This window comes from bacterium (assembly GCA_021372775.1).
Classification (GTDB): Bacteria; Acidobacteriota; Polarisedimenticolia; order J045; family J045; genus JAJFTU01.
The window spans coordinates 15,153-41,404 of sequence record JAJFTU010000030.1; the positions used below are offsets into that span (position 1 = coordinate 15,153).

The following is a 26,252-nucleotide window of genomic DNA, read 5'->3' on the forward strand; positions in this document are numbered from 1 at the left end:
CGACGCGATGCGCGCTCCGACGCTGGCCTACGGCGACGAATCGCTGAAGGTCCCGGCGCCGTTCGACGAGGCGCCGGTCCTCGACGCCCCCGACCTGCCCCCCGCCGCCGATCCCGCAGGGACGTGGCGCGCCGCCTGCGCGGCCGCCGCGCTGCGGGTCGCCGCGACGCTGCCGCCCGGCGCGCGGCTCGCGCTCGTCGTGCCCGACCGCACGCGCCCGCTGCCGCTGCCGCGGCTGCTTCCGCCGCTCCTCGACGCGCTCGCCGCGGAGAAGATCGAGGCGCGGCGGATCACGATCGTGCCGGCCTCCGGCATCCACGCCCCGATGAGCCGCGCCGAACTCGCCGCCTGGATCGGCGACGACGCGGCGCGCTGCGGCGCGCTGCTCGATCCGCACGACGCCGACGCGCCGGCGCGCCGCTTGGGGCGCACGCCCGGCGGGATCGAGGTCGCCGCGCGTCCGTCGGTCGCCGGCGCCGGCGCCGCGCTCGTCCTCGGCCGGATCGTCTTCCACTACCTCGCCGGTTTCGGCGGCGGACGGAAGATGCTCGTCCCGGGCTGCGCCGCGCGGCGCACGGTCCTCGCGATGCACGCCCGCTGCCTCGATCCGCGCCCCGGCGCGGGGCGCCACGCGGCCGCGGTCTCGGGCCTGCTCGCCGGGAACCCGGTGCACGCGGCGTCGGTCGCCGCGGCGCGGCTCTTCCCTCCCTCGACCGCGATCCACACGCTGCTCGCGGGCGACGGCCGTCTCGCGGACGCGTTCGCGGGGGACCTCTTCGCCGACCACGAGCGGGCCTGCGCGCGCTACGCCGCGGCGCACCGCGCGCTCGTGGACGGGCCGCTCGACGCGGTCTTCGTCTCGGCCGGCGGGCGGCCGACCGACCGCGATCTCGTGCAGGCGCACAAGGCGCTCGAGGCGGTCCACGGCGTGGTGAAGGACGGCGGCACGGTCGTCTTCGTCGCGCGCTGCGCCGACGGCGTCGGGAACCGCGAGGTCGAGCAGGCGCTGCGGCTCGGTTCGCCGGCGGCGATCGAGGCCGAGCTGCGGCGCGACTTCCGCGTCGGCGCGCACACGGCGCTGGCGCTGGCGTTGAAGACGGCGCGGGTGCGGACGCTCGCGGTGACGGAGTTGTCGGACGAGCTGCTGGCGCTTGCCGGGATGGAGCGCGCGGCTTCGCTGGAGGAGGCGGCGCGCATCGTGCTCGAGCGGCACGGCGCCGACGCGCGCGTCGCTCTCGCGCCGCGCGGCGGTTCTCTGCTTTATTCGATCCCGTAGGGGAGGCTGGCGCGCCCCGACGATCGTTCGCCCGCTCAGGCCTCCTCCGCGCCTGCCTCCCGACTCGATTCACGCGCAACGTTGCCTTTCGTCGTTAAAGGCAGGATTGCGCGTGAATCACCTCGGGCGGCAGGCGCGGTGGAGGCGCCGTTGTTCCGACGATCATCGGAGCGCGCCAGCCGCCCCTACCGGTCTCGCGGGACGCGCGTCGGGCGGCGGGACGGGCGGCTATTTCGGCTCGACGAAGAAGGCGGGATGGATCGCGATCTCGCCCCGGGGAACGGCGCCGGAAAGGGGAAGGATCAGGAAATACTCGGGCGGGATGTTCGGGAAGATCAGGGAGTCGGTCGCGCGGAAGCCGAAGCGCCGGTAGTAGTCCGGAGGCCCGACGAGGACGCAGCCTTCGGCGCCGAGGCGCCGCAGCGCGTCCAGCCCCGCCTCGATCAACTTGGAACCGATTCCCTGCCGCTGGCGCGCGGGAAGCACTCCCACCGGCCCGAGCGTGAACCACCGGCCTTCGGCGCCGTCGATCAGGATCGGCGAGAACGCGACGTGGCCGACGATGTCCCCATCGTCCTCCGCGACGAGCGAGATCGTCAGGACGCCGGCGTCGCGGAGCGCGTCGACGATCAGGTGCTCCGTCTGGCGGCTGACCGGATGGTTCGCGAAGGCGTCGATCTCGACGCGCCTGATGCCGTCCAGGTCGGCTGTCGTTTCCGGTCGAATGATCATTTCGTCCCTCGTCAAAACAATCCGTAGGGGAGGCTGGCGCGTCCCGACGATCGTTCGCCCGCTCACGTTTCCTCCGCGCCTGCCTCCCGACGTGATTCAAGCACAACCTTGCCTTTCCGCGAAAAGCCCCGCGGGAAGAACGATCGCCCGGACGCGTCGGTCTTTCCGGCGCGCGCCAACGTCAGGGGAGCGCGGGCGTCGGAGAAGGACAGACCTCGGAGGATCGCGGACCTCAGGGGAGGTCCGGCGTCGGAGGAAGAGGGAGGCGGTCGGCGATCGCCTCGCGCACGCGGCAGGAGACGCCGAGACGCTCGCGCAGCTTGACGCGGAGGCGGCGCGGACGGTCCGCCGACGCGGACTCCGTCGGCGGCGCGTAGGTGACCATCACCTCGCGGTCGAGCTGCGCGTGCAGCTCCGCCAGGCGCGCGCCGAGCGCAGTCTCGTCGGAGGCGAGCGCGACGTTCCCCGCCGTCGCCGCGGCGAGCATCCGCAGCGGACCGGTGCAGCGGACGTTTTCCGTCGAGGCGGCGACGACGGCGAAGAACCGCACGCCGCGGCTGCGCGCCGCGCGCTCGAGCAACGCGCGGGGGCGGACGCGCCGGCTCGCGTTCTCCTCGCCGTCGCTGACGAGGATCACCACCGTCCGCCCGGGACGCGCGGCGACGCGCGCCATCAGCTCGTCGAGCGCGTCGTAGAGCGCGGTGAAGATGTTCCCCGGCTCGGCCGACGCCAGCGCCGCGTCCACGAGCGCCGGATCGCGCGTCGGCGGCGTCTTGAGCGCCAGCGCGTCGTCGAAGACGTAGACCGCGACCTCGTCCCGCGGGGCGAGGCTCGCCGCGAAGGCCCGCGTCGCCGCGCGCACCGCGGCGAGCCGCGTCTCCATGCTGCGGCTCACGTCCACGAGGAAGACGAACAGCGTCTGGTTCCGCTCGCTGTCGATCGACTCGACGCGCCCCGGCCGCCCCCCTTCGACGACGACGAGGTCGCCCGGGGCGAGGCGCGCGCAGGCGTCCGGATCGAACGACGGCGCCGCGGCGAGCGCCGGCCAGCGCACGCGATGCACGAGCATCTCCTCGCGCAGCGCCGGCGGCTGGTCGGACGGAAGGACGCCGGAGACGGCGGCCGGCGCGCGCGGAGGCGCGGCCGGGGCGGGCGGCGCGGCGAGCGCCGCGAGGAAGAGCGTCGCCGCGAGGGCGCGGTGCGCCACGGTGCCCCTCCGCCGCGGGGCGTGAGAAGATCGCCCCGCCGAAACATACGACCGCGGAGCGGCGATGCGTCCGTTCCGGTCGGCGGGCGAGAGGTACGACGCGCGGGCGCCGCGGCCTCGATGGATCGCGCGACCAGTCGGCGGGATCCGGCGGGCGGGCGAGAGGTACGACGCGCGGGCGACGCGGCGGCAGGGGGACGCGATGGACGAAACGACGGGCGGGTCGCTGGAAGGAAGGCGGGGCCGGTTCCTTGCGCTGTTTCGGGACCACGAGGCGGAGGGACGCTGGGACGGCCGCCCGCTGGCCGTGGCGAGCCCGGCGGTCGGAACGATCGTGCTCGACGCGCACGCGGAGGTCGCGGGGTTCTCGAGCGACGTCGTGACCCGTCTGCGCGCGCCCGTGCCCAATCCGGACGCCTTCCGCTTCCGGCTCAAGGCGGCCGGGCTGCTCGCGCCGCTGGCGACGCTGCTCGGCGCCGAGGACATCGAGGTCGGCGACCCGGCGTTCGACCGCGCCTTCGTCGTGCAGTCGGCCGACCCGGCGCGGACGAAGAGCCTCTTCGCCGACGCCGAGCTGCGCGCGGCGCTGGTCGCCGCGCGGCCGGCGCTGGTGGAGGTCAAGGACGACGAAGGGTGGTTCGGCGACGAGATCCCGCCCGGCGTGGACGAGCTCTATCTCGAGATCCCCGGAAAGGTGCTCGCGCCGCCGGCGCTCGCCGCGCTCTTCGCCCCGTTCGAGCTGCTCTGCGGACGGTTTCTCGCGACGCGACGCTGACCGGCGCGCGACGCGGCGGAACGGGACGCGGCGTCGGCGCGCGACGCGTCCGAACCGGCGAGGCCGGTCGCGGCCGCCGCGCCGTCGGCGTCAGTCGTGCGGCACGTGGTCCTGCGCGTGGTACGACGAGCGGACGAGCGGCCCGGCCTCGACGTGCTTGAAGCCGATCGAGCGGCCGAACTCCGCGAGCCGCGCGAACTCCTCCGGCGTCACGTAGCGGTCCACCGCCATGTGGTCCGGCGAGGGACGCAGGTACTGCCCCATCGCCAGCACGTCCACCCCTGCCTCGACGATCCGGCGCATCGTCGCCTCGAGCTGCTCGGTCGTCTCGCCGAGGCCGAGGACCAGCGACGTCTTCGTCCGCCCGCCGAACTCCGCCTTCCGCTCCGAGGCGCGGCGCAGCAGCTCCAACGAGTGCTCGAAGCGGGAGCCGGGGCGCGCGACGCGGTACATCTCCGGCACCGTCTCCACGTTGTGCGAAAAGACCTCCGGCCGCGCGCTGAGCACGAGGTCGAGGGCCAGCTCCGGGGCGCGCTTGAAGTCGGGCGTCAGCACCTCGACCGCGCAGCGCGGGTTGCGGCCGTGGATCGCCTCGACCACGGCGCGGAAGTGGTCGGCGCCGCCGTCCGGAAGGTCGTCGCGATCGACGCTCGTGATGACCACGTGCTTCAGCTTGAGGTCGGCCACGGCGTCGGCCAGCTTCGCCGGCTCCGTCGGATCGGGCGGCGCGGGGGGCAGGCCGGTCGCCACCGCGCAGAAGGCGCAGCGGCGGGTGCAGACGTCGCCGAGGATCATGAAGGTCGCCGTGCCGGCCGACCAGCATTCGTAGACGTTCGGACAGCGCGCTTCCTGGCAGACCGTGTTCAGGCCGTGCCCGTGCACGAGGTCGCGGACGTGGTTGTAGACCGGGCCGGTCTGGATCTTGATCTTCAGCCAGCTCGGCTTCGGGCCGGAGACGCCGCCTTGGCGGGCGCGCCCGGCGGGCGAGTCGGCGTTCGGATGGTACGACGGCGGCTGCTTGTCCATGGTTCGGCGATTGTAGCCTCCGGCCCCGGACGCCGCTTTGCGCGACTCCCCGCCCGCCAAGAGGCCGCCGGTTCGGTATCCTGTCCCCGTCACTTCCCCCGAAAGGAGCGCTCCGTGGGCTGGTACTTGTTCGTCGTGCTCGGCTACCTGCTCGTCCTCGCCGGATTCAACTTCGTCAGGTCGCGGCAGATCAAGAACCAAGAGGACTTCATGGTCGCCGGCCGCAGCCTGTCGGTGACGACGATGGTCTTCACCCTCGTCTGCACCTGGATCGGCTCCGGCACCTTCATCGCCGGCGCGGAGTACGCCTCGCGCGCCGGATGGTCGGCCCTCTGGCAGCCGGCCGGCGCCTGGGTCGGGATCGGCGTGATCTACTTCCTCGCCGCCAAGATCCGCACCTTCGGCCAGTACACCGTCGGCGACATCCTCGAGGTCCGCTACGGCAAGTTCGCGCGCCTCTTCGGCGCCGTCGCGCTGATCATCGCCTTCACGACGATCGTCTCCTACCAGTTCCGCGCCGGCGGCTACATCCTCGCCACGGCGACGAACGGCGCGATCAACGTCGAGCTCGGCCAGACGATCACCGCGATCTTCGTCATCGCCTTCACCGCGCTCGGCGGGATGATGGCGGTGGCCCACACCGACCTGCCGAACGGCATCATCATCTGCCTCGCCTGCTGCCTCGCCGTGCCGTTCGCGGTGGCGATCGCCGGCGGGACGGCGGCGACCCACGCCGCGCTCCCCGCGCAGCACTTCGCCGTCTTTTCCCAGGACTTCGGCGCCCACCCGGCGCTCAAGGCCGGCAGCTACTTCCTCGCCACGCTGCTGCTGCTGATGGGCGTGCAGTCGATGTACCAGAAGTTCTACTCGGCCAAGACGCCGCGCGACGCGCGCAAGGCGGTCGGCCTCTGGATCGTCGGCACGATCGTCGTCGAGACGGTCGTGATCGCGATCGCGATCTTCAGCGCCGCCCACCACTGGCCGGAACTGAAGGCGTTCGACGTCGCCGCGACGGTCAAGGCGGAGGTCGCCGACGGCAAGCTGGCGCCGGAGAAGGCGCTGGAGCGGGCGACGGCGCTGGCCCAGGACGAGGCGACGAAGGGCGCCGTCAAGCCGGAGCAGGTCGCCGCGCTGCAGACGGAGCTGGACGGCGCGTTCAAGGACAAGACGACCGCCGACCAGATCCGCGACGTCCGCGCGGGGAAGGACCCGAGCTCGATCGTCCTCGTCGCGGCGCAGGACATCGCCGGGCGCGGCGGCGCCGGACTCGTCGTCGGGCTGCTGCTGCTCGGCGCGGCGTGCGCGGTGGTGATCTCGACCGGGATGAACTACCTCCTCTCGCCCAGCACGAACATCATCCGCGACGTCTACCAGCGGTTCATCCGGCAGGACGCCGACCAGAAGACGGTCGTCGCGCTGCAGAAGGTCTTCGTCGTCGTCCTCGGCCTCGCCGCGTTCCTGATGATCTGGGTGCCGACCCACTTCGGCTGGCGGATCTCGGTGCTCAAGTACGCCTACTTCGCCTACACGATGTACGGCGTCTCGATCACCCCCGCGCTGCTCGCGGCCCTCTCCTGGAAGCGGGCGACGCGCGCCGGCGGCCTGGCCTCGATCGTCTCCGGCGCGGTGATGGCGCTGCTGCTCGAGCTGGTCGTGCCGTACGCCTTCCCCGGCGTGATGCAGGGGGGCGATCCGTGGGGCATCCCCTCGATTTACCCCTCGGCGATCGTCTCGATCGGCGCGTTGTTCGTCGTCAGCCTGCTGACGCCGAAGCCGACGCCGGAAGAGCTCAAGGGATTGTTCGAAGCGCAGTGATCGACGATGGCGGGGCCGGCGGCGAGCCGGCCCCGCGTCGTTTCCGGTTCGTCTTCCGTCTCAGTCCCGCCGTCCCTCGTCCCGACGGCGCGCGGCCGCGGTCGCCGGCCGCAGCAGACGCACGGCGCACGACACCAGCAGCAGCAGCGCCGCGGTGAACGCGACCCAACCGATCAGGAACTGCGCGACGAACGCCCGCTCCGGCGAGCGGCCGTGGTAGATCGGCCAGGTCGCGGCGGCGAAGAGGAACGCCGCGCCGGGGGGCGCCGCGAGCAGCAGCGCGCGCGCCGCGTCGCGCAGCCGCGCCGGCAGCCGCGGCACGTCGGCCGGCCGGCAGCGCGGCGCGGTCTTCAGCCAGCGCGCGTAGGCCAGTCCGAGCGCGGCGAGCCCCAGCGCGGAGCAGATCCACTGCAGCAGGCCGCAGAGCGGCCGCGGCCCGACCAGCGGCACGTCGAAGGAACGCATTAGGAACGGCATGTAGGGGATCAGGAAACCGTCGGCGTGGGTGACCGAATCCCACAGCAGATGCGTCGCCGCGCCGACCGGAAGCGAGAGCGCCGCGCGCAGCCACCAGCCGGCGCCGCGCCGCGGGGCGTCGAGCGCCGCGCGCCAGAGCGCCTCGCGGTGCGGAGACGGGGCGATCAGCGCGAGCGGGCGGCGGACAAGCCGCTCGTGGAGCCAAAGCAGGAGCAGCCCCGCGGGGACGCAGAACAGGAACAGGCCGGCGACGGTGTGACCGATGTGCGATTCGCTCCGCAGCCGCAGGAAATATTCGAAGTCGGGGGCCATCGCGCCGACGACGAGCGCCGGAAAGACCAGCCCCCAGCGGCGCAGCGGGCGCAGCGGCAGGACGGCGGCGGGGTGGGCGAGCGTGAACGGCATCGTCGGTCTCGACGGAACTATGGTAAGGCGCGATCCGCCGCGGACGCCCGTCGCGACGCGCCGCTTTCGGCGACGCGGCGCTCCCCGGCGCGGCGCGATTCGCGCGGCGCGGCCGCCGCGCTTGGGGCGACAATGGAGGCGCCGATGGACCGGATCATCCTCCACCTCGACATGGACGCCTTCTTCGCCGCCGTCGAACAGCGCGAGCGGCCGGAGCTGCGCGGCAAGCCGGTGATCATCGGCCGGCCCGGGCCGCGCGGCGTCGTCGCCACCTGCTCCTACGAGGCGCGGAAGTTCGGCGTCCGTTCGGCGATGCCGGCCGTGACCGCGGCGCGCCTCTGCCCGGACGGCGTCTGGGTCGCCCCGCGCTTCCATCTCTACTCCGAAACGTCGCGGCGGATTTTCGAGCTCTTCGCCGCCGCGTCGCCGATCGTCGAGCAGGTCTCGGTGGACGAGGCTTACGGCGACCTCTCCGGCCTCGCGCGCACCCTCGAGGAGGGGATCGCGATCGCCCGGCGGCTCAAGGAGGAGATCCGCGCCAGGGAGTCGCTGGCGGCGAGCGCCGGCGTCTCGTACTGCCGCTTCCTCGCCAAGATCGCCTCCGACCTCGAGAAGCCGAACGGGCTCGTGCTGCTGCGGCGCGAGGACGTGCGCGGGCGCCTCTGGACGCTGCCGGCGCGCGTCATTCCCGGCGTCGGGCCGAAGACCGCGGAGCGGCTCCAGCGGATCGGCGTCGTCACCGTCGGCGAGCTGGCCAGGGTGCCCGAGGCGCGCCTCGTCGCGGAGTTCGGCGAGCTCTGGGCGCGCCATCTCCACGAGCGGGCGCACGGGAACGACGACACGCCGGTCGAGCCGGGGGGCGAGCGGAAGCAGGTCAGCGAGGAGCGGACCTATCTCGAGGACCTCACGACGTTCGAGCAGGTCGAGCGCGAGCTCCTGGCGCGCGCCGAGGGGGTCGCCGCCGACCTGCGGCGGCGCGGCGTGATGGCGCGGACGATCACGCTCAAGGCGCGGGACAACACCTTCCGCACGGTGACCCGCGCGCGGACGCTCGACGAACCGGCCGACCTCGCGTCGGAGCTTCACCGCGCGGCGACGGCGCTCTACCGCGAGCGGGTCGACTTCGGCGGGCGCGGGGTGCGGCTGCTCGGGCTCGGCGCGAAGGACCTGGTCCCGGCGGCGGAGATTCCGCCGGTCCTCTTCCCCGACGAGCGGAAGGAGCGCGAGCGCCGCGTGGCCCGCGCCGCCGACGAGCTGCGGACCCGCTTCGGCAAGGACGCCGCGCGCCCGGCCCGCCTGCTCGACCCGCGCAAGAAGCCCGACGCCTGACGCCGACCGTCGCGCCGGGGCCGCGCGGAAGCGGGGCGCGGCGCGGAGTATCATCGGCGCCATGCGCGAGATCGAAGTCAAGCTGCCGCTCGAGGACGCCGACGACGCGCGGCGACGCCTCGGCCTCGCCGGCGCCGTCGCGGAGACGCCGCGCCAGTTCGAGGACAATCGCCTCTACGACGACGCGGCCGGATCGCTCGCCGCGGCGCGGCGCATCCTGCGCCTCCGCTCGACCGCGGGCCGGCATCTCGTCACGTTCAAGGCCCCCGACGAAGGGAACTCCGGCGACGTCCGCTACAAGGTCCGCATCGAGCACCAGACGACCGTCGAGGACGCCGAGGAGTTCGACCGGCTGCTGCAGGCGCTCGGCTACCGGCCGATCTGGCGCTACCAGAAGTTCCGCCAGTCGTACCGCCTCGGCGCGGTGCACGCCGACCTCGACGAGACGCCGATCGGCGTCTACCTCGAGCTCGAGGGGCTGCCGGCCGAGATCGACGCCGCGGCCGCGGCGCTCGGCTTCGCGCCGGCCGACTACGTCGCCTCCTCCTACCGCGCCCTCTTCGAGCACCGCGGCCTCGCGGGCGACATGGTCTTCCCGCCGCACCAAGAGCGGGCGTAGTGGCCGGCTTCGCTCCGCCCCCCCGCCGCGGCGCCACGTTCCCCGCGGAGACTCGGCGATGCCGGCGGCGATGATCCTCGCCGCGGGGCTGGGGGAGCGGATGCGCCCCCTCACCGCCCGGCGGGCCAAGCCGACGCTGCCGGTCCTCGGCGCCTCCTCGCTGGCGCGCCTCGCGCGGGCCGCGCGCGCCGCGGGGGCCGACGCGCTGGCCGTCAACGCCCATCACGCCCCCGAGTCGGTCGAGGCGGAAATCGGGCGTCTCGGCCTTCCGGCGCGGCTCTACGTCGAGCGGCCGCTGATGGGCTCGGGCGGCGCCTACGACGCGCCGCGCGCCCTGCTCGGCGCCGACGACGTCTTCTTCGCCCTGAACGGCGACACGCTGCTCCACCCGCCGCTCGCCGCGCTCGCCGCGGCGGCGCGCGCGCCGGGTCGGGGCGGAGCGTTCTTGGTCCGTCCGGGCGCCCTCCCCGGGCGCGGCTGCCTCGAGCTGCAAGGCGGCCTGTTCGCCGCGCGCCATCCGCGCGGTTCGACGCCCCCCGCGGGCGCCGAACTCGCCGACTACCTCGGCGCCGCGGCGCTGAGCCGCGCGCTGCTCGACTTCGTGCCCCGCGGCCGGCCGTCCGACTTCTTCGACGAGGTCGTGCCCGCGGCGCGCGCGGCCGGCCTCTCGTTCGCCCTCGTGCCGTTCGCCGGACCCTGCCTTGAGTTCACCTCGCCGCGCGGCTATCTCGACAACCTGCTCGCGCTCGTCGAGCGGGGCGCCGGCGCGCTCCCCGGCGGCGCCGCGGCGATCGCGCCCGGCCCGCCGCCGCGCTTCGTCCACGACGAGGCCGAGGCGGACGGCGCGGTCTTCGTCGGCCCGGCCGCGCTCGAGCGAAACGCGCGCGCCGCGCGCGGCGCGACGCTCGACCGCGCGGCGCTGCTCGAGGGGGCGGTCGTCGAAGAAGGGGCGCGGTTGACGCGGGTGATCGTCGACCGCGGCGCGCGCGTTCCCCCCGGCGCGGAATTCCACGACGGCGTCGTCTGCGCCCTTTCCGAGGACGAGCATGTCTTCCACCCCTTCGACCGCTGATTCCGTCGCCGCGCTCGCCGCGCGTTTCCGCGCCGCGGAGGCCCTCCCGCTCGCCCCCGACGCGTCCACCCGCTTCTTCGCGCGCCTCCGCTTCGCCGCGGGCGGAACGGCCGTGGCGATGATCGACGCCGCGGGGGGCGCCGCCGCGCTCGACCGGATGGCCGCGGCGAACGAGCTGCTGACGGGCGTCGGCGTGCCGGTCCCGCGGATCCTCGACCGCGACGACGCGCTCTCCGCGCTGCTCTTCGAGGACGCGGGCGACACGCTCCTCGCCGACGCGCTGCCCCGCCTCTCCGCCGACGCGCGACGCCGCGTCTACGAGCGGGCGGCGCGGATCGCGGCGCGGATCGGCCTCGCCGGCACGCCGCTCGTCGACGGCGCGCATCCGCTTTCCCGCCCGCAGCTCGGCCGCCCCCGCCTGCGCTGGGAACTCTCGCTCTTCGCGACGCACGACGTCGCGGCGCGCCGCGGCGAAGTGGACTGGGCGCTCTTCTCCGAGCTGGGGCGCTTCTTCGACCACCTCTGCGACGGGCTGACGCTCGGCACGGCCGAGTTGGCGCACCGCGACTTCCACGCCCGCAACCTGATGCTCGCGGCGAACGGCGGCCTCGTCGTCGTGGATTATCAGGACGCGCTCTTGGCGCCGGTCCACTACGACGTCGCCTCGCTGCTGCGCGATCCGTACGTCGAGCCGGACGCCGCGCTCTCCAAGGCCGCGGCCGCCGCCTACGCCGCGGAGCGCGGCGGTCCCGCCGACCTCGAGGCCGATCCGGACTTCGCGCTCGCCGCGCTGCAGCGGGACCTGAAGGCGATCGGCACCTACGCCAGCCAGGCGCGGCTGCTCGGGCGGGAGCGGTTCCTCGCCTCGATTCCGGCCGCGGAGCGGCTGGCGCGGCGCGCGCTCCCCGCGCTGCCGCTGGACCTGCGCGACGACGCGCGGCGGTTGCTCGACCGCCTCCGCTTCGCCGCCGACTGACGCGCGGGCCGCGGCGTCAGGCCGGCCGCACGAGCCGGATCAGTTCCGAGACGTCGTTGATCCGCTTTCCCGGTTCGGCGACGAAGCCGGCCGCCTCGCCCCACGACGAGATCTCCGCGGCCGTGTAGGTGCGCCCCGCGGGGGTCATCGCGAGCATGTTGACGGCGAAGATCGCCGCCTCGCGCGGCGACGTGCGGCCCTCTTCGATGGTCCGCTCGTGGACGACGACCGCGCCGCCCGGCGTCGTCAGCGGGAAGAGGCGCGCGAGCAGCGCCTTGTTCTCCTCGGCCGAGGAGCTGTGGACGACCTGCGAGAGGAAGATCAGGTCGAACGTCGGCAGCGTCCGCGGCGTCGGCTCGTTGTAGAAGTCCCAGACGACGTAGCGGATGCGCGACCCTTCGGGCGTCTCGGCCTGGATGCGCCGCGCGACCTCGATCGTCAGCGGCAGGTCGATCAGATAGAGCTCCGCGCCGGGGGCGCGGCGGCCGAACTCGGCGAGGTAGTGGCCCGGCCCGCCGCCGAGGTCGGCGATCCGCTCGACGCCGAGCAGCGGCACGTGGTCCACGATCGCCGGCGCGCTGCGGTGGGAGACGGCGTACATCGCGCGGATGAAGTTCTCGTTCTGGCGCGGATCGTCGAGGTTGGCTCGGTCGGCCAGCCGCTCCGGCAACGGCCGGCGGCGCACGATCTCCTCGAGGAACGCCCAGCGCTGGAAGAGACGGTTGCGGTGGCGCAGCGACGCGACGAGGTGCGACGGCGCGTCCTCGACGAGCAGCGGCTCGTAGTCGGGGTGGTTGCGGTAGACGCCGCCCTTCTTGACGACGAAGCCGATCGACGTCAGCGCGTCGAGCAGGATCTCGGCGCCGCGCGCCGTGCCGCCGATCGTCCGCGCGACCGCCTCCGCCGTCGCGCCGTTCCCGCGCAGCGCCTCGAAGAGCGACAGCTCGGCGGCGGCGAGGAGGATCTTCGCCTCCATGAATCCCGACGCGACCTGGTTGATCCGTTCCGCGGCCCGCTTCCCGGCGTCGTCCATCGTCCTGTCTCCTTTCCGCGTCGCCCGGAATTATCCCAGAACGGCGGCGCGGCGGAGCGGGCGGCGCGTCAGAGTTCCGCGAGAATCCGGCGCGCCGACTCGATCGCCCGGGGACAGACGGTCGCGAACAGCCCGGAGGAACGCGCCGTCTCGAACCCCTCCGGCGTGTTCACGTCCACGCCGAGCAGGGCGTTGCACTCCGTCGCGCCGTTCTCTTCGCGGAACCGCTCGAGGAAGCGGCGCGACAAGGCCATCGTCCGCTCGCGCGCCGCGGCGTCTCCCGGCGCGCGCATCCCGTGGCGCAGGCCGATCACGAGCAGAGCGCCGACGACCGCGCCGCAGACCGATCCGCTGCGCGCGATCCCGGCGCCGAACGGGTTGGCGATCCGCAGCGCGACGGACAGGTCTACGCCGAGTTCCTCGGCGAACGGCGCCACGACGGCCTGGCAGCAGTTGAGCCCTTGGTCTTTCTGGGCGAGAGGGTCGGGGTTCGTCACGGACAGTCCTCTTCGGCGGGCGGGGGCGGGGTCAGTGGCGGATGCGGAGACGGTGAAGCTGGACGAGGAAGAACGGCACGCCCATCAGCGCGGTGACGACGCCGACCGGCACGTCCACGTTCGGCGAGATCGCGCGGGCCAGCAGGTCGCAGATCACGAGGAACCCGGCGCCGGCGAGCGCGGCCGCGGGGAGAAGCTTGCGCGCCGGGGCGCCGGAGAACGGCCGCACGAGGTGCGGGGCCATCAGGCCGACGAACGAGACCGGTCCGACGACGCTGACGGCGGCGCCGGCGGCGAGGGCCACGAACGAGAGCAGGACGATCCGTCCGCGCAGCACGTCCACGCCGACCGAGAGGGCCTGCTCCTCGCCGAGCGCGAGCGCGTCGGCGACGCGCCGGAAGGCGAAGAGGCCGGCCACGCCGACGAGCACCGGCGCCGCGGCGAGCTTGACGTGCGCCCATTCGCGCCCTTCGGCCGAGCCGAGCAGCCAGGCGAAGACCTCGTGCACGCGGTGCGTGTTCTCGACGATCAGCATCACCGAGACGAGCGAGGAGCAGAGGCTCCCCACGGCGACGCCGGTGAGGAGCAACGCGCCGGTCGTCGGCCTCCCCGCGGCGTGGGCCGCGACGTAGACGATCGCCGAGGCGACGAGCGCGCCGGCGAACGCGGCGAGCGGAACGCTCGGCGGGAAGGCGAGCGCGGCGCCGCTGACGTAGGCGGCGACGGCGCCGAGCGACGCGCCGCCGGAGAGGCCGAGGAGCCCCGGATCGGCGAGCGGGTTCTGCAGGCAGGCCTGCAGCACCGCGCCGGCGACGGCGAGCGCGGCGCCGCAGAGGGCGAGGAGCACGACGCGCGGCAGGCGGACGTCGAAGACGAGCGTGTCCACCACCGCCTGCGGCGCCCCTTCCGCGGGCAGACCGCAGAGGGCGCGCAGCGTCTCCCACGGACCGACGGCGGACGCGCCGCCGAACAGCACGCCGCACACGACGGCGAGCAGCGGGAAGAGGCCCAGCGCCGTCCAGAACGCGGCGCGGGAGGCGGCGGGGCGCGGCGTCAACGCCCGGCCTCGCGGGGGAACGCCGCGGGATGGAGCGCGCGCGCCAACTCGAACGCGCCGTCCACGAGGAACGGCGAGACGGTGGTCATCAGCCGCGGGCGCATCACGATCACGCGCCCTTCGCGCGCGGCGCGGGTCTTCTTTAGCAGCGGATAGGCCTCGAGGATCTTCGCCGCGTCGTCGCCGGGATCGAAGCCGAGCAGCAGCCAGTCGGGATCGAGGGCGATGATCCGCTCGAGCGGGGCCTGCTTGTGCCCCTTGAGGCCGATCTCGGCCGCCGCGTTCCGCGCGCCGGCGCGGCGGATCAGCGTGTCCACCGTCGTGCCGGTTCCGGCGACGATCAGGTGCGAGAACGAGAGGACGCGCGGCCGCTCCTTCGCGCCGGCCAGGCGGCGGTCGAGATCGCCGAGCCGCTTGTCCATGTCGGCGACGATCTCCGCGGCGCGCCGCTCGGCGCCGACTCGCTTGCCGAGATCGAGCGTCGCGGCGCGGATCGTCTCGAAGTTCCAAGCGTCGGGCACGGTCGTCGTGGCCACGCCGGTGCGGTGCAGCAGATCGACGACGGCCGGGTCGTTCCACGGCGTGAGGACGACGAGGTCGGGGCGCGCGGCGAGGACCGGCTCGATGCGCGAGGCGAGGCGGGGAATCGACGGGGCGAAGCGGCGGGCGACGTTGCTCAGCTCCGGATCGTCGGCGAGGTTCGAGACGCAGACGATCTTCCCCGGCGGCGCGAGCAGCGCCAGCATCTCGTCGCTCGCCAGCGACAGGGAGCAGATCCGCTGCGGCGGCGCGGCGAGCGCCGCCCCCGCGGCCGCCGCGAGCAGCGCCGCGGCGAGCGGAATCCGCATCGCTTCAGACGTCCGTCTTCCAGAGAACATCGGCCACGCCGCGCGCGCGGTTCTCGTGCCGCGCGAGGATGAAGAGCAGGTCGGAGAGGCGATTGAGGTACTGGATCGTCTCGGGGGGAACGGGGCGCGTCCTGGCGAGGGCGACGCACTTCCGCTCGGCGCGGCGGCAGACGGCGCGGGCGACGTTGAGCGCCGCGGCGCCCGGCGAGCCGCCGGGAAGGATGAAGTTCGTCAGCGGGCCGAGCGGCTCGTTGAAGCGGTCGCACTCCCGCTCGAGCCGCTCCACGTGCCGCGGCTGGACGAGCGGCGGCGGCCGCTTGTCCGGATCGGCGCCGATCAGCGAGAGCTCGCCGCCGAGATTGAAGAGCTCGCTCTGGATCCGCTCGAGGACCGCGCGGGCGTCGGCGGCGACGCCGGCGGCGAGCGCCGCGCCGAGGAACGAGTTCAACTCGTCCACGTCGCCGTAGGCGTCCACCTGCGGGTCGTCCTTGCCGACCCGCGCGCCGGAGGCGAGGCCGGTCGAGCCGTCGTCCCCCTGCCGGGTGTAGATCTTGGTCAGCCTCATCGCGGTCTCCGGGCAGATTCTACGGCCCCCGCGTCGTCCTTACGAAAGAGAACGGCGGCGCGCCCCGCCGGGGGACGCGCCGCCGCCTTCGCCTTCCGCGATGGTTCGGTCAGGGGCAGACCGCGGCGCTGGTGTCCACGTCCGTCCCGAAGTCGCCGAACGTCCCCTTGCCGGCCGCGGAGCGGCCGCGCACGAGGTAGTAGAACGACTGCCCGGCGCCGGGGCTCGCCGCGTCGGCGACCGACGTCCCGGCCGTGCCGCAGCTGAACGACGCGGCGCGGCCGAAGCCCGCGTCGCTCCGCAGCTCGGCGACCTGCCCCCGCAGCACGTCGTACGAGGTCGCCCCCGACACGGCGGTCCACGAGATCGTCGCGCGCCCCGTCCCGTCCTTGGTCAAGGTCGGGCCGGCGGCGGCGGCGAGGCCGCTGCGCCACGGATCGTCGAGGAGGTAGCTCTGGAAGACCGTCTCGTTCCGCTGCGCCGTGCGCCAGGCGTTGAAGACGAAGAACGCCTTGCGCGGCGTCGCGGCGCTGATCGGGAAGACGTCGTAGGCCATCGGGTACGAGCCCTGCGGCGTCGTCTTGTCGAGGCGGTAGACCGGGCGCCACGTCGCGCCGTCGTCCGGCGTGTGGCGGGCGACGAGGGCGCCGTAGTTCCCCGGCTGGTAGTCGAGCCAGGCGACCCACGCGTTCCCCTGCCCGTCCGCGACGAGGCGCGGGTCGTACGAGGAGGAGTCGGGGGAGGTCGGGTCGAGCCGCGTCGGCGCGGCGAACGTCGCGCCGCGGTCGCTCGACGACGCGGCGTAGATCGCCCCCGCGGCGTCGGCGAAGGCGGCGACGACCTTCGTCCCCGCGCCGAAGGAAACCTCCGGCGAGGTGAGGTCGGCCGTGCCGGACGGAAGCGTCAGGTTCGCCGCGGCGCCCCACGAGCCGGCCGTGAAGGCGGCGCGGCGCACGACCCGCCGCTGGCCCGAGGCGGGGCGGTACGACCAGACGGCGACGGCGTTCCCGGAGGCGTCGCAGGCGAGGCCGAGCTTCGTCTCCATTGTCGATCCGGCGGCCGACTGGCCGATGTTCTGGCGCGCGGTCCACGTCGCGCCGTTGTCGGCGCTCGTGCGCGCCCAGACGGTCGTCACGGTGGTCGTGCCGTCGGGGCTGACGTCGCCGAGGTAGGCGAGGACGAGCCGCCCGCCGCCGACGCAGATCCGCGGCGAGTAGTTGTAGTCGGTGTCGGCCGCGTCGCCGTCCACGCTCGTCGCGGCGGCCATCGTCAGCGTGGAGATCCCGGCGTCCCAGCTGCCGACGGCGAGCCGAACGTGATTGAGGTTCGACCAGGCGGCGAAGACCTTCGTCGCGCCGAGCGGCGCGATCTGCACGTCGGGCGCCCCCTCGGAGTAGACGCCGGCCGACCAGAGGCTGATCGTCTCCAGCGCGACGTCGGTCGCCTGCCAGGTCGCGGCGCCGTCGTTCGAGTAGTTGAAGCGGACGATGCGCGGATTGATCGTCGAGCCGGAGGCGGCGGCGAGGTCGCTCTGGAACGAGAGATAGACGAGACGCTTCCCGCCGGCGTAGGTCGCGGCGAGACGCGGCTCGAACGACTCCTCGCTCGACGGGTCGGCGCCGCCGACCGCGGCGGGACCGGTGAACGTCGCGCCGTTGTCGTCGGTCCGCGCGACGTACGGCCGCGCGTAGACGCCGGCGGCGTCGGCGGTCGAGGCGACGTAGACGCGGCCGGCGCCGTCGGCGGCGACGGCCGGCGCGAGGAGATTCGCGGCGGTCGCGTTGGCCGACGACGCGTCGCCGTCGAGCTGCGCGTCGAGGGGCAGCGACGAGAGGTCGGCCGCGGCCCGCAGGTAGTAGAGATCGCGGCCCGCGCTGTTCGTCAGCCGGCCGTCGCTGTAGAGCGCGACGACGTTCGTGCCGTCCACCGCGGCGAGACCCTGCAGGTTCTCGGCGACGGTCGCCGGCGTCGGCACGGGAAGCGCCGAAGGCGTGTCCGACCAGGTCGCGCCGTCGGTCGAACTGGCGCCGTAGACCGACGTGAGTTGTCCGAGACGAGTCGCGTCGTCGTAGCTGTCGGTCCAGGCGACGACCCACCTTCCGCCGCTGTAGGCGGAGCGGGTCGCGTAGTACTCCCCGCCCGCCCGCGTCGCCGGGCCGTAGTAGCTGAACGGCTGGCCCGAGACGTTCCACGACGCGCCGTAGTTCGCGGAGTGATGGATGTCGAGCACGGCGTAGGCGTCGCCGGCGATCCACTGCGCGTAGAGCAGCAGGACCTCGCCGGAGGAACCGACCGTCATGCGCACCGGCCCGTAGACCTCGCCGCTCACCGGCGAGTCGAGCACGTAGTCGAGCGCGACGCCGAAGCTCGTCCCCTTGTTGGTGGACGAGAGGACGTAGAGGTGGTGCGTGCCGTCGCCGGGAAGGTCCTCCTCGCCGACGAGAATGTGGGAGACCGAGCTCCCGTCCACCGCCACGGCGAGATCGGGACGCCCCGCGCCGCCGGTCGCGGAGAGGTACGAACCGAGGTCGCTCTCCGTCGAGAAGCTCCCTTCCTTGGCCAGCTTCACCGTCGTGCCGGAGGTGGAACCCGCCGCGCGGGAGTAGGCGACGTAGATCGTGCCGTCGTTGTCGAGGACGGCGTCGGGCGCGCTCGGCGCGGAGTAGAACGTCGTCGGGCCGACCCGCTGCGGCGCGGCGAAGGTGGCGCCGCCGTCCGTGCTGACGCTGACGTACGGCAGGCTCTGGTCGGCGCCGAGATAGGCGATCGCGACCTTCGTGTCCGACGCGGGGCGCACCGCGACGACCGGCGCCGCGACGCCGCGCGCGGCGTTCCCCGCGGGGATCACGTCGGCCGCGGCGGACCACGCCTGATAGCCGGACGAGTAGACGCGGCGGACGAACTGCAGCCCGACGCCGCCGTCGGCGTCGGCGACGGTGAAGGCGGCGCGCACGGCGCCGCTGGTCGTCATCGCCGCGGAGAGGAACAGGACCGGCTTGCCGCTCGCGCCGCCGGCGATCTTCTGCGAGGCCTCGAAGGTCGAGCCGCCGTTGGCCGAGCAGCGCGCCCACAGTTCGAAATCCTGGATCCAGAGCGCGCAGACCTGCCCCGCGGCGTTCGACACGAGCGTCGCGCGGGAGACGAACGCCGTCGTCGTCAGGGCCGCGTTCGCGAGCTTCTCGGCGGCCGGGACCGCGGCGGAGAAGTTGGTCGTCTGCTGCGCGGCGAGCGCCGCGTCGGGCGCGAAGAGCGAGTCGGCGGCGGCCGGCTGCGCGCACGCCGCGGCGCGGCGCAACGGGAACGAGCGCTGCGGAAGCTGCAGGCGCGGCGCCGCTTCGGCGCGCGTCGCCCGAGGCGGCGCGGCGCGAGGCCCGCCGGCCACGCGCGGCGGCGCGGCGACCGCGGCGAGCGGCAGGGCGAGGAACGGCAACAAAAGGAACCGGCTGACTCGCGCAAACGAGAGCTTGCTCATCGCGACCTCGCTGAAGGCGGCGCGCCCACGGAGCGGCGCCGCTCGTTTCACGCCGCCGTCGGCGCGCGGCGGGATGCCATCGTATCCTCGGCGCAAGGTACAGGGAACCCCATGCCCGAGCTTCCGGAAGTCGAAACCGTCGCCCGCCAACTCGCGCCCCTCGCCGTGGGACGCGGGGCGCGGCGTCTCGTCGTCCGCGACGCGAAGCTCGCCGGCGCCGCGCGCCGCTCCCTCGGGGGCCGCAGGCTCGAGTCCGTCTTCCGCCTCGGCAAGCAGGTGGTGTTTCAGTTCGAGGACGGCGCCGGGGAACGATGGTTGACCGTCCATCTCCGAATGACGGGACGACTGCTCTGGCGCGCCGCGGGAGAGCCTGTTCCGAAGAGCCCGGCGCCGCGCGCGGAACTCGCCTTCGACGGCGGGGCGATCGACTTCGTCGATCCGCGCCGCTTCGGCACGATGACTTGGCTCGCGCGGCTCGACGACGCGCGGCCGAAGGGGATCGACCCGACGGCGCCGGAGTTCACGCTCGCCGCGTTGGGGCGCCTCGCCGCGGGCTCTCGTCAGGAGCTGAAGACGTTCCTGCTGCGGCAGGATCGGCTGGTCGGCGTCGGCAACATCTACGCGTCGGAGATCCTGAACCGCGCGCGGCTCGACCCGCGGCGCGCCGCCGGGTCGCTCCACGAAGCCGAACTGCGCCGCCTCCACGGCGCGACCCGCGCGGTGCTCGCCGCGGCGATCCGCGCCTGCGGCACGACCTTCTCCGACTTTCAGGACGCGCACGGCCTGACCGGCCGTTATCAGGCGAAGCTGCAGGTCTACGGGCGGGAGGGCGAACCGTGCCGGCGCTGCGGAGCGCCGATCGTCCGCTTCGAGCAGGGGGGAAGAAGCACCTACTTCTGCCCGGCCTGCGCCGAGTAGTCGCGGGCGCCGAAGATCGCCGTGCCGACGCGGACCAGCGTCGCCCCTTCCTCCACCGCGATCTCGAAGTCGTCCGACATCCCCATCGAGTACTGTTCGACGACGACGTTGGGCAGCGCGCGCGCCGCGGCCTCGCGGCCCAAGGCGACGAGGCGCCGGAAGTAGGGACGCGCCTCCTCCGGATCGGCGACCGGCGGCGGAACGGTCATCAGCCCGCGGACGAGCAGTCCCGGCCGGCCCGCCAACTCGTCGAGCGCGGCGAGGAACTCGTCCGGCGCGAAGCCGCCCTTGCTCGCCTCGCCGCCGACGTTGATCTCGACGAGCGCCTCGACCGGACGCCCGCGTTCCTTTCCCAGACGATCGAGCGTCTCGGCGAGGCGCGGCGAATCGACGGAGTGGATCAACTCGAAGAGCTCGACCGCGCGGCGCGCCTTGTTCCGCTGCAGCCGCCCGACGAGGTGCCAGCGCGCGCCGGCAACGAGCGGGATCTTCCCTTCCGCTTCCTGGACCCGGTTCTCGCCGAAGAGCGTCTGTCCCGCGGCCAGCGCCTCGCGCACCGCCTCCGCGGGGTGGGTCTTGCTGACGGCGACGAGCGTCACGCCGGAAGGATCGCGCCCGACCCGCCGCGCCGCGGCGTCGATCCGCGCGCGGACGGCGGCGAGCCGCTCCGCGAGCGACGGGGGCGCGGGACTCACCGCTCCTCCGGCGCCTCGCGTCCCGAGGCGCGCCGGTCCATCGCGCGGTTGGCGAGCATGTCGGCGACGCGGTTCTGCTCGCGCCGGACGTGATGCACGACGAACGAGGAGAGCTTCGCCGCGCGCCCGCGGACCTCGGCCATCAGGTCCTGCAGGTGCGGCTGGCGGACCTTGTAGATGCCGGCGATCTGCCGCTGCATCAGCTCGCTGTCGGTGCGGACCTCGAGCTCCGCGGCGCCCAGTTCGAGCGCCGCGTCGAGCGCGGCGATCATGCCGCGGTACTCGGCAACGTTGTTCGTCGTCTTGTCGATGAAGCCCCAAAGGCGGAGCCGCGGCTGCGCGTCGGCGCCGCAGATCAGCACGCCGTACCCCGCGGGACCGGGGTTGCCGCGCGAGCCGCCGTCCACCCAAGCGAGGAGCTTCATCTCAGCGGCCGGCCTCGGCGCTGCGGCCGGCGTCCCCTTCGGCCGTCTCGCCGTCGTCCACGTAGAGGATTCGCCGGCAGCTGTCGCACGTGATCATGTCGTCGCCGCGCCGGGCGAGGTTGATCACCTGCGGGCGGAGCCGCACGTGGCACGCGGAGCACGATTCCTTTTCGACGCGGGCGACGGCGACGCCGCCGCGGGCGCGGAAGACGCTCTCGAAGCGGCGCAGCGTCGCCTCGGGCAACGCCTCGGCGATCTCGTTCCGCTGGGCGAGGAGTCCGCTGAGCGCCGCTTCCGTCTCGGCCTCTTCGGCGGAGAGGCGGGCCTTGTCTCCCTCGAGCTTGGTCCGCTCGGCCTCGATCCGCTGGTCGGCTTCGGCCGCCGGACCGTCGAGCGCCTCGATCTCCCCTTCCATCTCCAGCAGCTGGTCTTCGAGGGTCGAGACCTGCGACTTCAGGGTGTCGATCTCGTTGAGCGCCGCGCTGTACTCGCGCGGGTTGCTCACCTGCATCAGCTTCCCTTGGGCCTGCTTGAGCTTCTCGGCCTGCGCGTCCCGTTCCTTGTTCATTTCGTCGCGGCGCCGGCGCAGCTCCTCGTGCTTGAGGCGTTCGCCGCCGATGTCGGCGAGCCGGGCCTCGAACCCGCGGTCCAGCTCTTCCAGCCGGCCCGGCAGCGCCGCCTTCGCGTCCTCGATCGCCTTCACTTGCACGGCGATCTCCTGCAGCCGGATCAGGCGCTTGATGTCGTCGTTCAAAACGGTCCCCTCCGTCGTGCGGGTCCCGGTGAGGTTGGTGGGCCCACCAGGACTCGAACCTGGGACCAGCTGATTATGAGTCAGCCGCTCTAACCGTCTGAGCTATGGGCCCCGAATTGGCGAGTGTAGCATAGGCGCGGGAGGCCCCCCCGCCAACGGTCAGGGCGCGCGGCGCGGGCCGCGGACGCCCGCCGGACGGCCGCGGCGGCGACGGGCCGCGCCCCCGAGGGGCGACTCCCCCCGCGGCCCCTTTTGGGCTATAGTTTGGGCGGTCCGATTCACCAACAACCCATTTCCAAAAGCGAGGCGAGCCATGGCCGACCGCACCAACAAGCAGCCCGAAAACGCTCCGGGCAAGTACTACGTGGATCAGAACTGCAGCGCCTGCCAGGTGTGCGTGAGCACCGCGCCGGACAACTTCAAGATGAACGACGGCGAAGAGCACGCCCTCGTCTTCAAGCAGCCCGCCAACGCCGCCGAAGTGAGCGCCTGCGAAGACGCCATGTCCGGCTGCCCCGAAGAGGCGATCGGCAACGACGGCGAGTGACGCCGTCCGCGCCCGCGGCGGCCGGCCTCGCGCCGGCGGGCCGCAATGAAATACGGCCCGGTTCCCCGGGCCGTTTTCTTTTGCTCCGAACGGCGGAGGTCAGTTCTGCGGCGGGCCGCCCCCGCCGAGGAACGGCTTGAGCAGGCGCGAGCGCGCCGGCTGGCGCAGCTTGCGCAGCGCCTTCGACTCGATCTGCCGGATCCGCTCGCGGGTCACGGCGAACGACTGCCCGACCTCCTCCAGCGTGTGCTCCGTCCCTTCCTCGACGCCGAAGCGGAGCTTGAGCACCTTCTCCTCGCGCGGGGTGAGGGTCTTGAGCACGCTGCCGGTCTGCTCCTTGAGGTTCATCTTGACCACGGCGTCCACCGGCGAAGGGCTCTTCTTGTCCTCGATGAAGTCCCCGAGGTGCGAGTCTTCGTCCTCCCCGATCGGCGTCTCGAGCGAGATCGGCTCCTGGGCGATCTTCAGCACCTTGCGCACCTTCCCCGCCGGGACCTCCATCCGTTCGGCGATCTCCTCCGGGGTCGGCTCGCGTCCCAGCTCCTGCACGAGGGCGCGCGCGGTGCGGACGAGCTTGTTGATCGTCTCGATCATGTGCACCGGGATGCGGATCGTGCGGGCCTGGTCGGCGATGGCGCGGGTGATCGCCTGACGGATCCACCAGGTGGCGTAGGTGGAGAACTTGTAGCCGCGCTTGTACTCGAACTTGTCCACGGCCTTCATCAGGCCGATGTTCCCCTCCTGGATCAGGTCGAGGAACTGCAGGCCGCGGTTCGTGTACTTCTTGGCGATCGAGACGACGAGCCGCAGGTTGGCCTCGATCAGGTCCTTCTTCGCCTGCTGGGCCTCGATCTCTCCCTGCTGGATCTCGCGCGCCAGCTCGGAGAGGATCTTCGCGTCCGCCTTCATCTCCGCTTCGATGATGCGGATCTCCTCCCGCGCCTCGTCGATCTTCTTCTTCAGTTCCTTGCGGACCTGGAGGTCGTTCGTCGCGCGGGTGCGGGCCTTGAGGTCGGTCTCGATCCGCTGGTGGCGCGTGACCTTCTGGTGGGCCTGCTTCACCTCGCGGGCGAGGCGGTCGATGTAGTGCTGGGAGAGGCCGATCTCCTGGATCCCCACGGCGACCTTGTTCTGCAGCTCGCCGATGCTCTCCGTCACCTCGCGGTAGGTCTTCGAGCCTTCCTTGAGCTTCGCCAGCCGCGCGTGCAGCAGGTCGAGCTCGCCGGAGTGCTTCTTGATCTTGGCCACGCGCTTGTTGGCCTGCGTGACCTTGCGCTTGATCAGCTCCTCGCGCGGGATGTTCGTCCCCTTGGCGCCGACGGCGTCCTCGGAGATCTCGAACATCTCCTCGACCGACTTCGGGTGGGACTTCAGCCGGTCGGCGATCGAGAGGATCTCGTCGAGGCCGAAGCGGCTGCGGGAGAGGGCGCGCAGGACCTTCAGCTCCCCTTCCTCGATCCGCTTGGCGATCGAGACCTCGCCCTCGCGGTTGAGCAGCGGGACGGTCCCCATCTCGCGCAGGTACATCCGGACGGGGTCGTTCGTCCGCTCCTGCTCCGAGACCGGCGTCGGCTCGCTCTTCCGCCGCGGCTCGGGGGAGGGAATCGACTCCCCCATCATGTCGTCCCCTTCGAACTCCGCGTCGCCTTCGAGAATGTCGATCTCTTGGTTGCGCAAGAGGTCGGTCAGCTCCTCGAGCTCGGCGGGGTCGGCGAGGATTTCCTCCGGCACTTGCATGCGGATCTCGCCCCGCGTGAGCACGCCCTTCTCGCGCCCCAGCGCGATGAGCGACTTGACCTCTTCGGGGTACTTTTCCTCGATGCGCAATGTCGAACCTCCGGGTATCCGGGCTTGTCAGGAGCGCGGCGGCGAACGCCGCGCCGAAGCCGCGCCGGCCGCGCCTTTCTGCAGCTCGCGCGCCAGCGCGATCTTTCGCTGCAGAAGACGCGCCAATTCCTCCGGGGGCGCGCCCCGGTCGATCTCTTCCTGCACCGTCCGCATTTCCGAGGCCAACTGAGCGCCCCGCAGCGCGGCGAGAGCGCCCTCGGCCGCCTCGACGTCCGGCTCCTTCTCGTTGGAAAATGCTAAAGATAGAATATCCGTCGCCGCCTCGCCCGCGGCCAGCTCGGCCAGTCGCCTCAGGTCGAGCGTTTCCCCGTCCGAACGCCCCTCGATCCACCGTTCGACGACGTTCCGCGCCGACTCGCCGAGCTGGTCGAGCGGGATCTCGCCCGCCACCCGGTCGGCCTCGGTCAGCCGCTCGGGGGGGCGCAGGGCGAGGAAGCGGATCAGCGTCGCCTCGACCGGGGAGAAGCGCCGCTCCCGCCGCGGGGTCGCCGAGTAGACCTTCGCCCCCAGCTCCCGCCGCCGCTCGCGGGCCGCGCGGCGGAGCTCGTCGCGGACGAGGTCGTCGTCGATCCCCAGCCCCTCGGCGATCCGGGTCGCCGCCTCGGCGCGGGCCAGCGGGCTCTCCAAGAGGAGGATCTGCTCCAGGACCATCTCCAGCGCCTTGACCCGGCCGTCGAGCGACGCGACGTCGAAGTCCCGCTTCGCCTCGCCGACGAGGAAGGCCGGGAGGTCCAGGGCCGCGTCGAGCCGGGCGCGGACGGCGTCGGCGCCCCCCTCGCGGGCCAGGTCGTCCGGATCCTGCCCGTCGGGGGGCGCGGCGACCCGGATCTCGAGCCCTTCGGCGAGGGCCGGGCCGAGGCTGCGGCGCGCCGCCTTGCGCCCCGCGGCATCGCCGTCGAAGAAGAAGACGACCTTCGGGGCGTAGCGGCGGAGCAGCCGCGCGTGGGCCTGGCCGAAGGCGGTGCCGCAGACCGCGACCACCCCCGGAACGCCGACGGCGGCGAGGACGACCGCGTCGAAGTACCCCTCGACCACGACCGCCCGCCCCTCGCGCCGGATCTCCGGCCCCGCCTCGCGCAGCCGGAAGAGGATCCGCGACTTGTCGTAGACCTCCGTCTCCGGCCCGTTGAGGTACTTCGGCGTCTCGTCCCCGAGCGCCCGGCCGCCGAACGAGACGACGCGGCCGGCGGTGTCGTGGATCGGGAAGATGATCCGCCCGCGGAAGCGGTCGTAGACCCCGCTCGACCCTTCCCGCGGCACGACCAGCCCCGCCGCGAGCAGTTCCTCGACCGCGAAGCCGCGCGCCCCGAGGTGGCGCAGCAGGTTGTCCCAGCCGGGAGGGGCGAGGCCGAGGCCGAAGGTCCGCGCCCGCTCGACCGGCAGGCCGCGCCGCGCGAGGTAGCCGCGCGCCTCCGCCGCCTCGGGCGCCTCGAGCCGCTGGGCGAAGAACATCCCCGCCTCCTCGAGCGCGGCGATCGCCCGGCGGCGGCGGTTGTCCTCCGCCGGCTCGCGCCCCGCGCCGCGGCTCGGCGCCGGGCGGGGAACGCCCAGCTTGTCGCCGATCGAGCGGGCGGCCTCGGCGAAGTCGACGTGGTGGTACTCCATCACGAACTTGAAGAGGTCGCCCCCCACGCCGCAGCCGAAGCAGTAGAAGACGCCCTTCGCGCCGTCGACGTGGAAGCTCGGCGTCTTCTCGTGATGAAACGGGCAGAGCCCGACGAGCGAACGGCCCGCCTTCCGCAGCTGGACGACCTCGCCCACAACTTGGGCGATGTCCGCGGTCGCGCGGATCGTCTCGACGTAGTCCCGAAACGCGCCCGAAGCCATGGTCGAAGGCCCCCCCAAGGTCGGCGCGAAGCCAAAGGCGCGGGAAGGTTACTCGCC

24 protein-coding genes and 1 tRNA gene are annotated in these 26,252 nt (G+C 73.2%); 9 read left to right on the forward strand and 16 right to left on the reverse strand.

The window, feature by feature from the left end:
• Nucleotides 1-7: 7 nt before the first annotated feature.
• A complete protein-coding gene (locus LLG88_01140) occupies nucleotides 8-1,276 on the forward strand; it encodes a lactate racemase domain-containing protein (protein ID MCE5245514.1) in 1,269 nt (422 codons plus the stop codon).
• 228 nt (nucleotides 1,277-1,504) lie between these two features.
• On the opposite strand, the gene LLG88_01145 is transcribed toward LLG88_01140, so the two are convergent.
• A complete protein-coding gene (locus tag LLG88_01145) occupies nucleotides 1,505-2,008 on the reverse strand; it encodes an N-acetyltransferase (GenBank protein MCE5245515.1) in 504 nt (167 codons plus the stop codon).
• Nucleotides 2,009-2,240: 232 nt separating this feature from the next.
• A complete protein-coding gene (locus LLG88_01150) occupies nucleotides 2,241-3,215 on the reverse strand; it encodes a VWA domain-containing protein (protein MCE5245516.1) in 975 nt (324 codons plus the stop codon).
• Nucleotides 3,216-3,417: 202 nt separating this feature from the next.
• Here LLG88_01150 and LLG88_01155 point away from each other — a divergent pair, with 202 nt between their 5' ends.
• Nucleotides 3,418-3,990 (forward strand): DUF3137 domain-containing protein, encoded by a 573-nt coding sequence (locus LLG88_01155; protein MCE5245517.1) that lies wholly within the window; start codon nucleotides 3,418-3,420, stop codon nucleotides 3,988-3,990.
• 90 nt (nucleotides 3,991-4,080) lie between these two features.
• Here the strand turns inward: LLG88_01155 and lipA are convergent, their stop codons facing one another.
• On the reverse strand, nucleotides 4,081-5,016 hold the full coding sequence (gene lipA / locus LLG88_01160; GenBank protein MCE5245518.1) for a lipoyl synthase: 936 nt from the start codon (nucleotides 5,014-5,016) through the stop codon (nucleotides 4,081-4,083).
• A gap of 114 nt (nucleotides 5,017-5,130) precedes the next feature.
• Between lipA and LLG88_01165 the strand changes: the two genes are divergently transcribed.
• A complete protein-coding gene (locus tag LLG88_01165; protein MCE5245519.1) occupies nucleotides 5,131-6,831 on the forward strand; it encodes a sodium:solute symporter family protein in 1,701 nt (566 codons plus the stop codon).
• 60 nt (nucleotides 6,832-6,891) lie between these two features.
• Here the strand turns inward: LLG88_01165 and LLG88_01170 are convergent, their stop codons facing one another.
• Entirely contained in the window at nucleotides 6,892-7,713 is an 822-nt protein-coding gene (locus LLG88_01170) for a DUF4184 family protein (protein MCE5245520.1), read from the reverse strand.
• Nucleotides 7,714-7,857: 144 nt separating this feature from the next.
• Between LLG88_01170 and dinB the strand changes: the two genes are divergently transcribed.
• The 4 genes from dinB to LLG88_01190 all read left to right on the forward strand — a co-directional run bounded on the left by dinB (nucleotide 7,858) and on the right by LLG88_01190 (nucleotide 11,709).
• Nucleotides 7,858-9,042 carry a DNA polymerase IV gene (gene dinB, locus LLG88_01175; protein MCE5245521.1) on the forward strand — a complete coding sequence of 395 codons (1,185 nt, stop codon included), beginning with the start codon at nucleotides 7,858-7,860 and terminating at the stop codon, nucleotides 9,040-9,042.
• A gap of 61 nt (nucleotides 9,043-9,103) precedes the next feature.
• Nucleotides 9,104-9,661, forward strand: coding sequence for a class IV adenylate cyclase (locus tag LLG88_01180; protein MCE5245522.1), 558 nt, complete (start codon nucleotides 9,104-9,106; stop codon nucleotides 9,659-9,661).
• A 58-nt stretch (nucleotides 9,662-9,719) separates the two neighbouring features.
• Nucleotides 9,720-10,733 carry an NDP-sugar synthase gene (locus LLG88_01185; protein MCE5245523.1) on the forward strand — a complete coding sequence of 338 codons (1,014 nt, stop codon included), beginning with the start codon at nucleotides 9,720-9,722 and terminating at the stop codon, nucleotides 10,731-10,733.
• A complete protein-coding gene (locus tag LLG88_01190) occupies nucleotides 10,708-11,709 on the forward strand; it encodes a phosphotransferase (GenBank protein ID MCE5245524.1) in 1,002 nt (333 codons plus the stop codon). The genes LLG88_01185 and LLG88_01190 overlap by 26 nt, the downstream gene beginning before the upstream one ends.
• 16 nt (nucleotides 11,710-11,725) lie before the next feature.
• Here LLG88_01190 and LLG88_01195 read toward each other — a convergent pair whose 3' ends face one another.
• The 6 genes from LLG88_01195 to LLG88_01220 form a co-directional block, all read right to left on the reverse strand.
• The gene (locus LLG88_01195; GenBank protein ID MCE5245525.1) at nucleotides 11,726-12,742 is read right to left on the reverse strand and encodes an acetylserotonin O-methyltransferase; all 1,017 of its coding nucleotides are present in this window, start codon (nucleotides 12,740-12,742) and stop codon (nucleotides 11,726-11,728) included.
• Nucleotides 12,743-12,810: 68 nt separating this feature from the next.
• Nucleotides 12,811-13,239, reverse strand: coding sequence for a C-GCAxxG-C-C family protein (locus LLG88_01200; protein MCE5245526.1), 429 nt, complete (start codon nucleotides 13,237-13,239; stop codon nucleotides 12,811-12,813).
• A gap of 31 nt (nucleotides 13,240-13,270) precedes the next feature.
• A complete protein-coding gene (locus LLG88_01205) occupies nucleotides 13,271-14,296 on the reverse strand; it encodes an iron ABC transporter permease (GenBank protein MCE5245527.1) in 1,026 nt (341 codons plus the stop codon).
• The gene (locus LLG88_01210) at nucleotides 14,293-15,144 is read right to left on the reverse strand and encodes an ABC transporter substrate-binding protein (GenBank protein MCE5245528.1); all 852 of its coding nucleotides are present in this window, start codon (nucleotides 15,142-15,144) and stop codon (nucleotides 14,293-14,295) included. The genes LLG88_01205 and LLG88_01210 overlap by 4 nt, the downstream gene beginning before the upstream one ends.
• A gap of 4 nt (nucleotides 15,145-15,148) precedes the next feature.
• Nucleotides 15,149-15,709: a cob(I)yrinic acid a,c-diamide adenosyltransferase gene (locus LLG88_01215; GenBank protein ID MCE5245529.1), complete on the reverse strand. Its 561-nt coding sequence runs from the start codon at nucleotides 15,707-15,709 to the stop codon at nucleotides 15,149-15,151.
• Nucleotides 15,710-15,818: 109 nt separating this feature from the next.
• Nucleotides 15,819-19,181: an exo-alpha-sialidase gene (locus tag LLG88_01220; GenBank protein ID MCE5245530.1), complete on the reverse strand. Its 3,363-nt coding sequence runs from the start codon at nucleotides 19,179-19,181 to the stop codon at nucleotides 15,819-15,821.
• A gap of 111 nt (nucleotides 19,182-19,292) precedes the next feature.
• Between LLG88_01220 and mutM the strand changes: the two genes are divergently transcribed.
• The gene (gene mutM / locus LLG88_01225) at nucleotides 19,293-20,099 is read left to right on the forward strand and encodes a bifunctional DNA-formamidopyrimidine glycosylase/DNA-(apurinic or apyrimidinic site) lyase (GenBank protein MCE5245531.1); all 807 of its coding nucleotides are present in this window, start codon (nucleotides 19,293-19,295) and stop codon (nucleotides 20,097-20,099) included.
• On the opposite strand, the gene LLG88_01230 is transcribed toward mutM, so the two are convergent.
• The 4 genes from LLG88_01230 to LLG88_01245 all read right to left on the reverse strand — a co-directional run bounded on the left by LLG88_01230 (nucleotide 20,072) and on the right by LLG88_01245 (nucleotide 22,085).
• Nucleotides 20,072-20,794: a YggS family pyridoxal phosphate-dependent enzyme gene (locus LLG88_01230; GenBank protein MCE5245532.1), complete on the reverse strand. Its 723-nt coding sequence runs from the start codon at nucleotides 20,792-20,794 to the stop codon at nucleotides 20,072-20,074. The two genes, mutM and LLG88_01230, sit on opposite strands and share 28 nt — an antisense overlap.
• Nucleotides 20,791-21,219, reverse strand: coding sequence for a ribonuclease HI family protein (locus LLG88_01235; GenBank protein MCE5245533.1), 429 nt, complete (start codon nucleotides 21,217-21,219; stop codon nucleotides 20,791-20,793). The genes LLG88_01230 and LLG88_01235 overlap by 4 nt, the downstream gene beginning before the upstream one ends.
• A gap of 1 nt (nucleotide 21,220) precedes the next feature.
• Nucleotides 21,221-21,973: a C4-type zinc ribbon domain-containing protein gene (locus LLG88_01240; protein ID MCE5245534.1), complete on the reverse strand. Its 753-nt coding sequence runs from the start codon at nucleotides 21,971-21,973 to the stop codon at nucleotides 21,221-21,223.
• A 35-nt stretch (nucleotides 21,974-22,008) separates the two neighbouring features.
• Nucleotides 22,009-22,085 (reverse strand) — tRNA-Ile (locus LLG88_01245).
• A gap of 201 nt (nucleotides 22,086-22,286) precedes the next feature.
• Here LLG88_01245 and LLG88_01250 point away from each other — a divergent pair.
• The gene (locus LLG88_01250) at nucleotides 22,287-22,520 is read left to right on the forward strand and encodes a ferredoxin (GenBank protein ID MCE5245535.1); all 234 of its coding nucleotides are present in this window, start codon (nucleotides 22,287-22,289) and stop codon (nucleotides 22,518-22,520) included.
• Nucleotides 22,521-22,619: 99 nt separating this feature from the next.
• Here LLG88_01250 and rpoD read toward each other — a convergent pair whose 3' ends face one another.
• Nucleotides 22,620-24,347 carry an RNA polymerase sigma factor RpoD gene (gene rpoD / locus LLG88_01255; protein ID MCE5245536.1) on the reverse strand — a complete coding sequence of 576 codons (1,728 nt, stop codon included), beginning with the start codon at nucleotides 24,345-24,347 and terminating at the stop codon, nucleotides 22,620-22,622.
• Nucleotides 24,348-24,374: 27 nt separating this feature from the next.
• Nucleotides 24,375-26,195 (reverse strand): DNA primase, encoded by a 1,821-nt coding sequence (gene dnaG, locus LLG88_01260; protein MCE5245537.1) that lies wholly within the window; start codon nucleotides 26,193-26,195, stop codon nucleotides 24,375-24,377.
• Nucleotides 26,196-26,252: the final 57 nt, after the last annotated feature.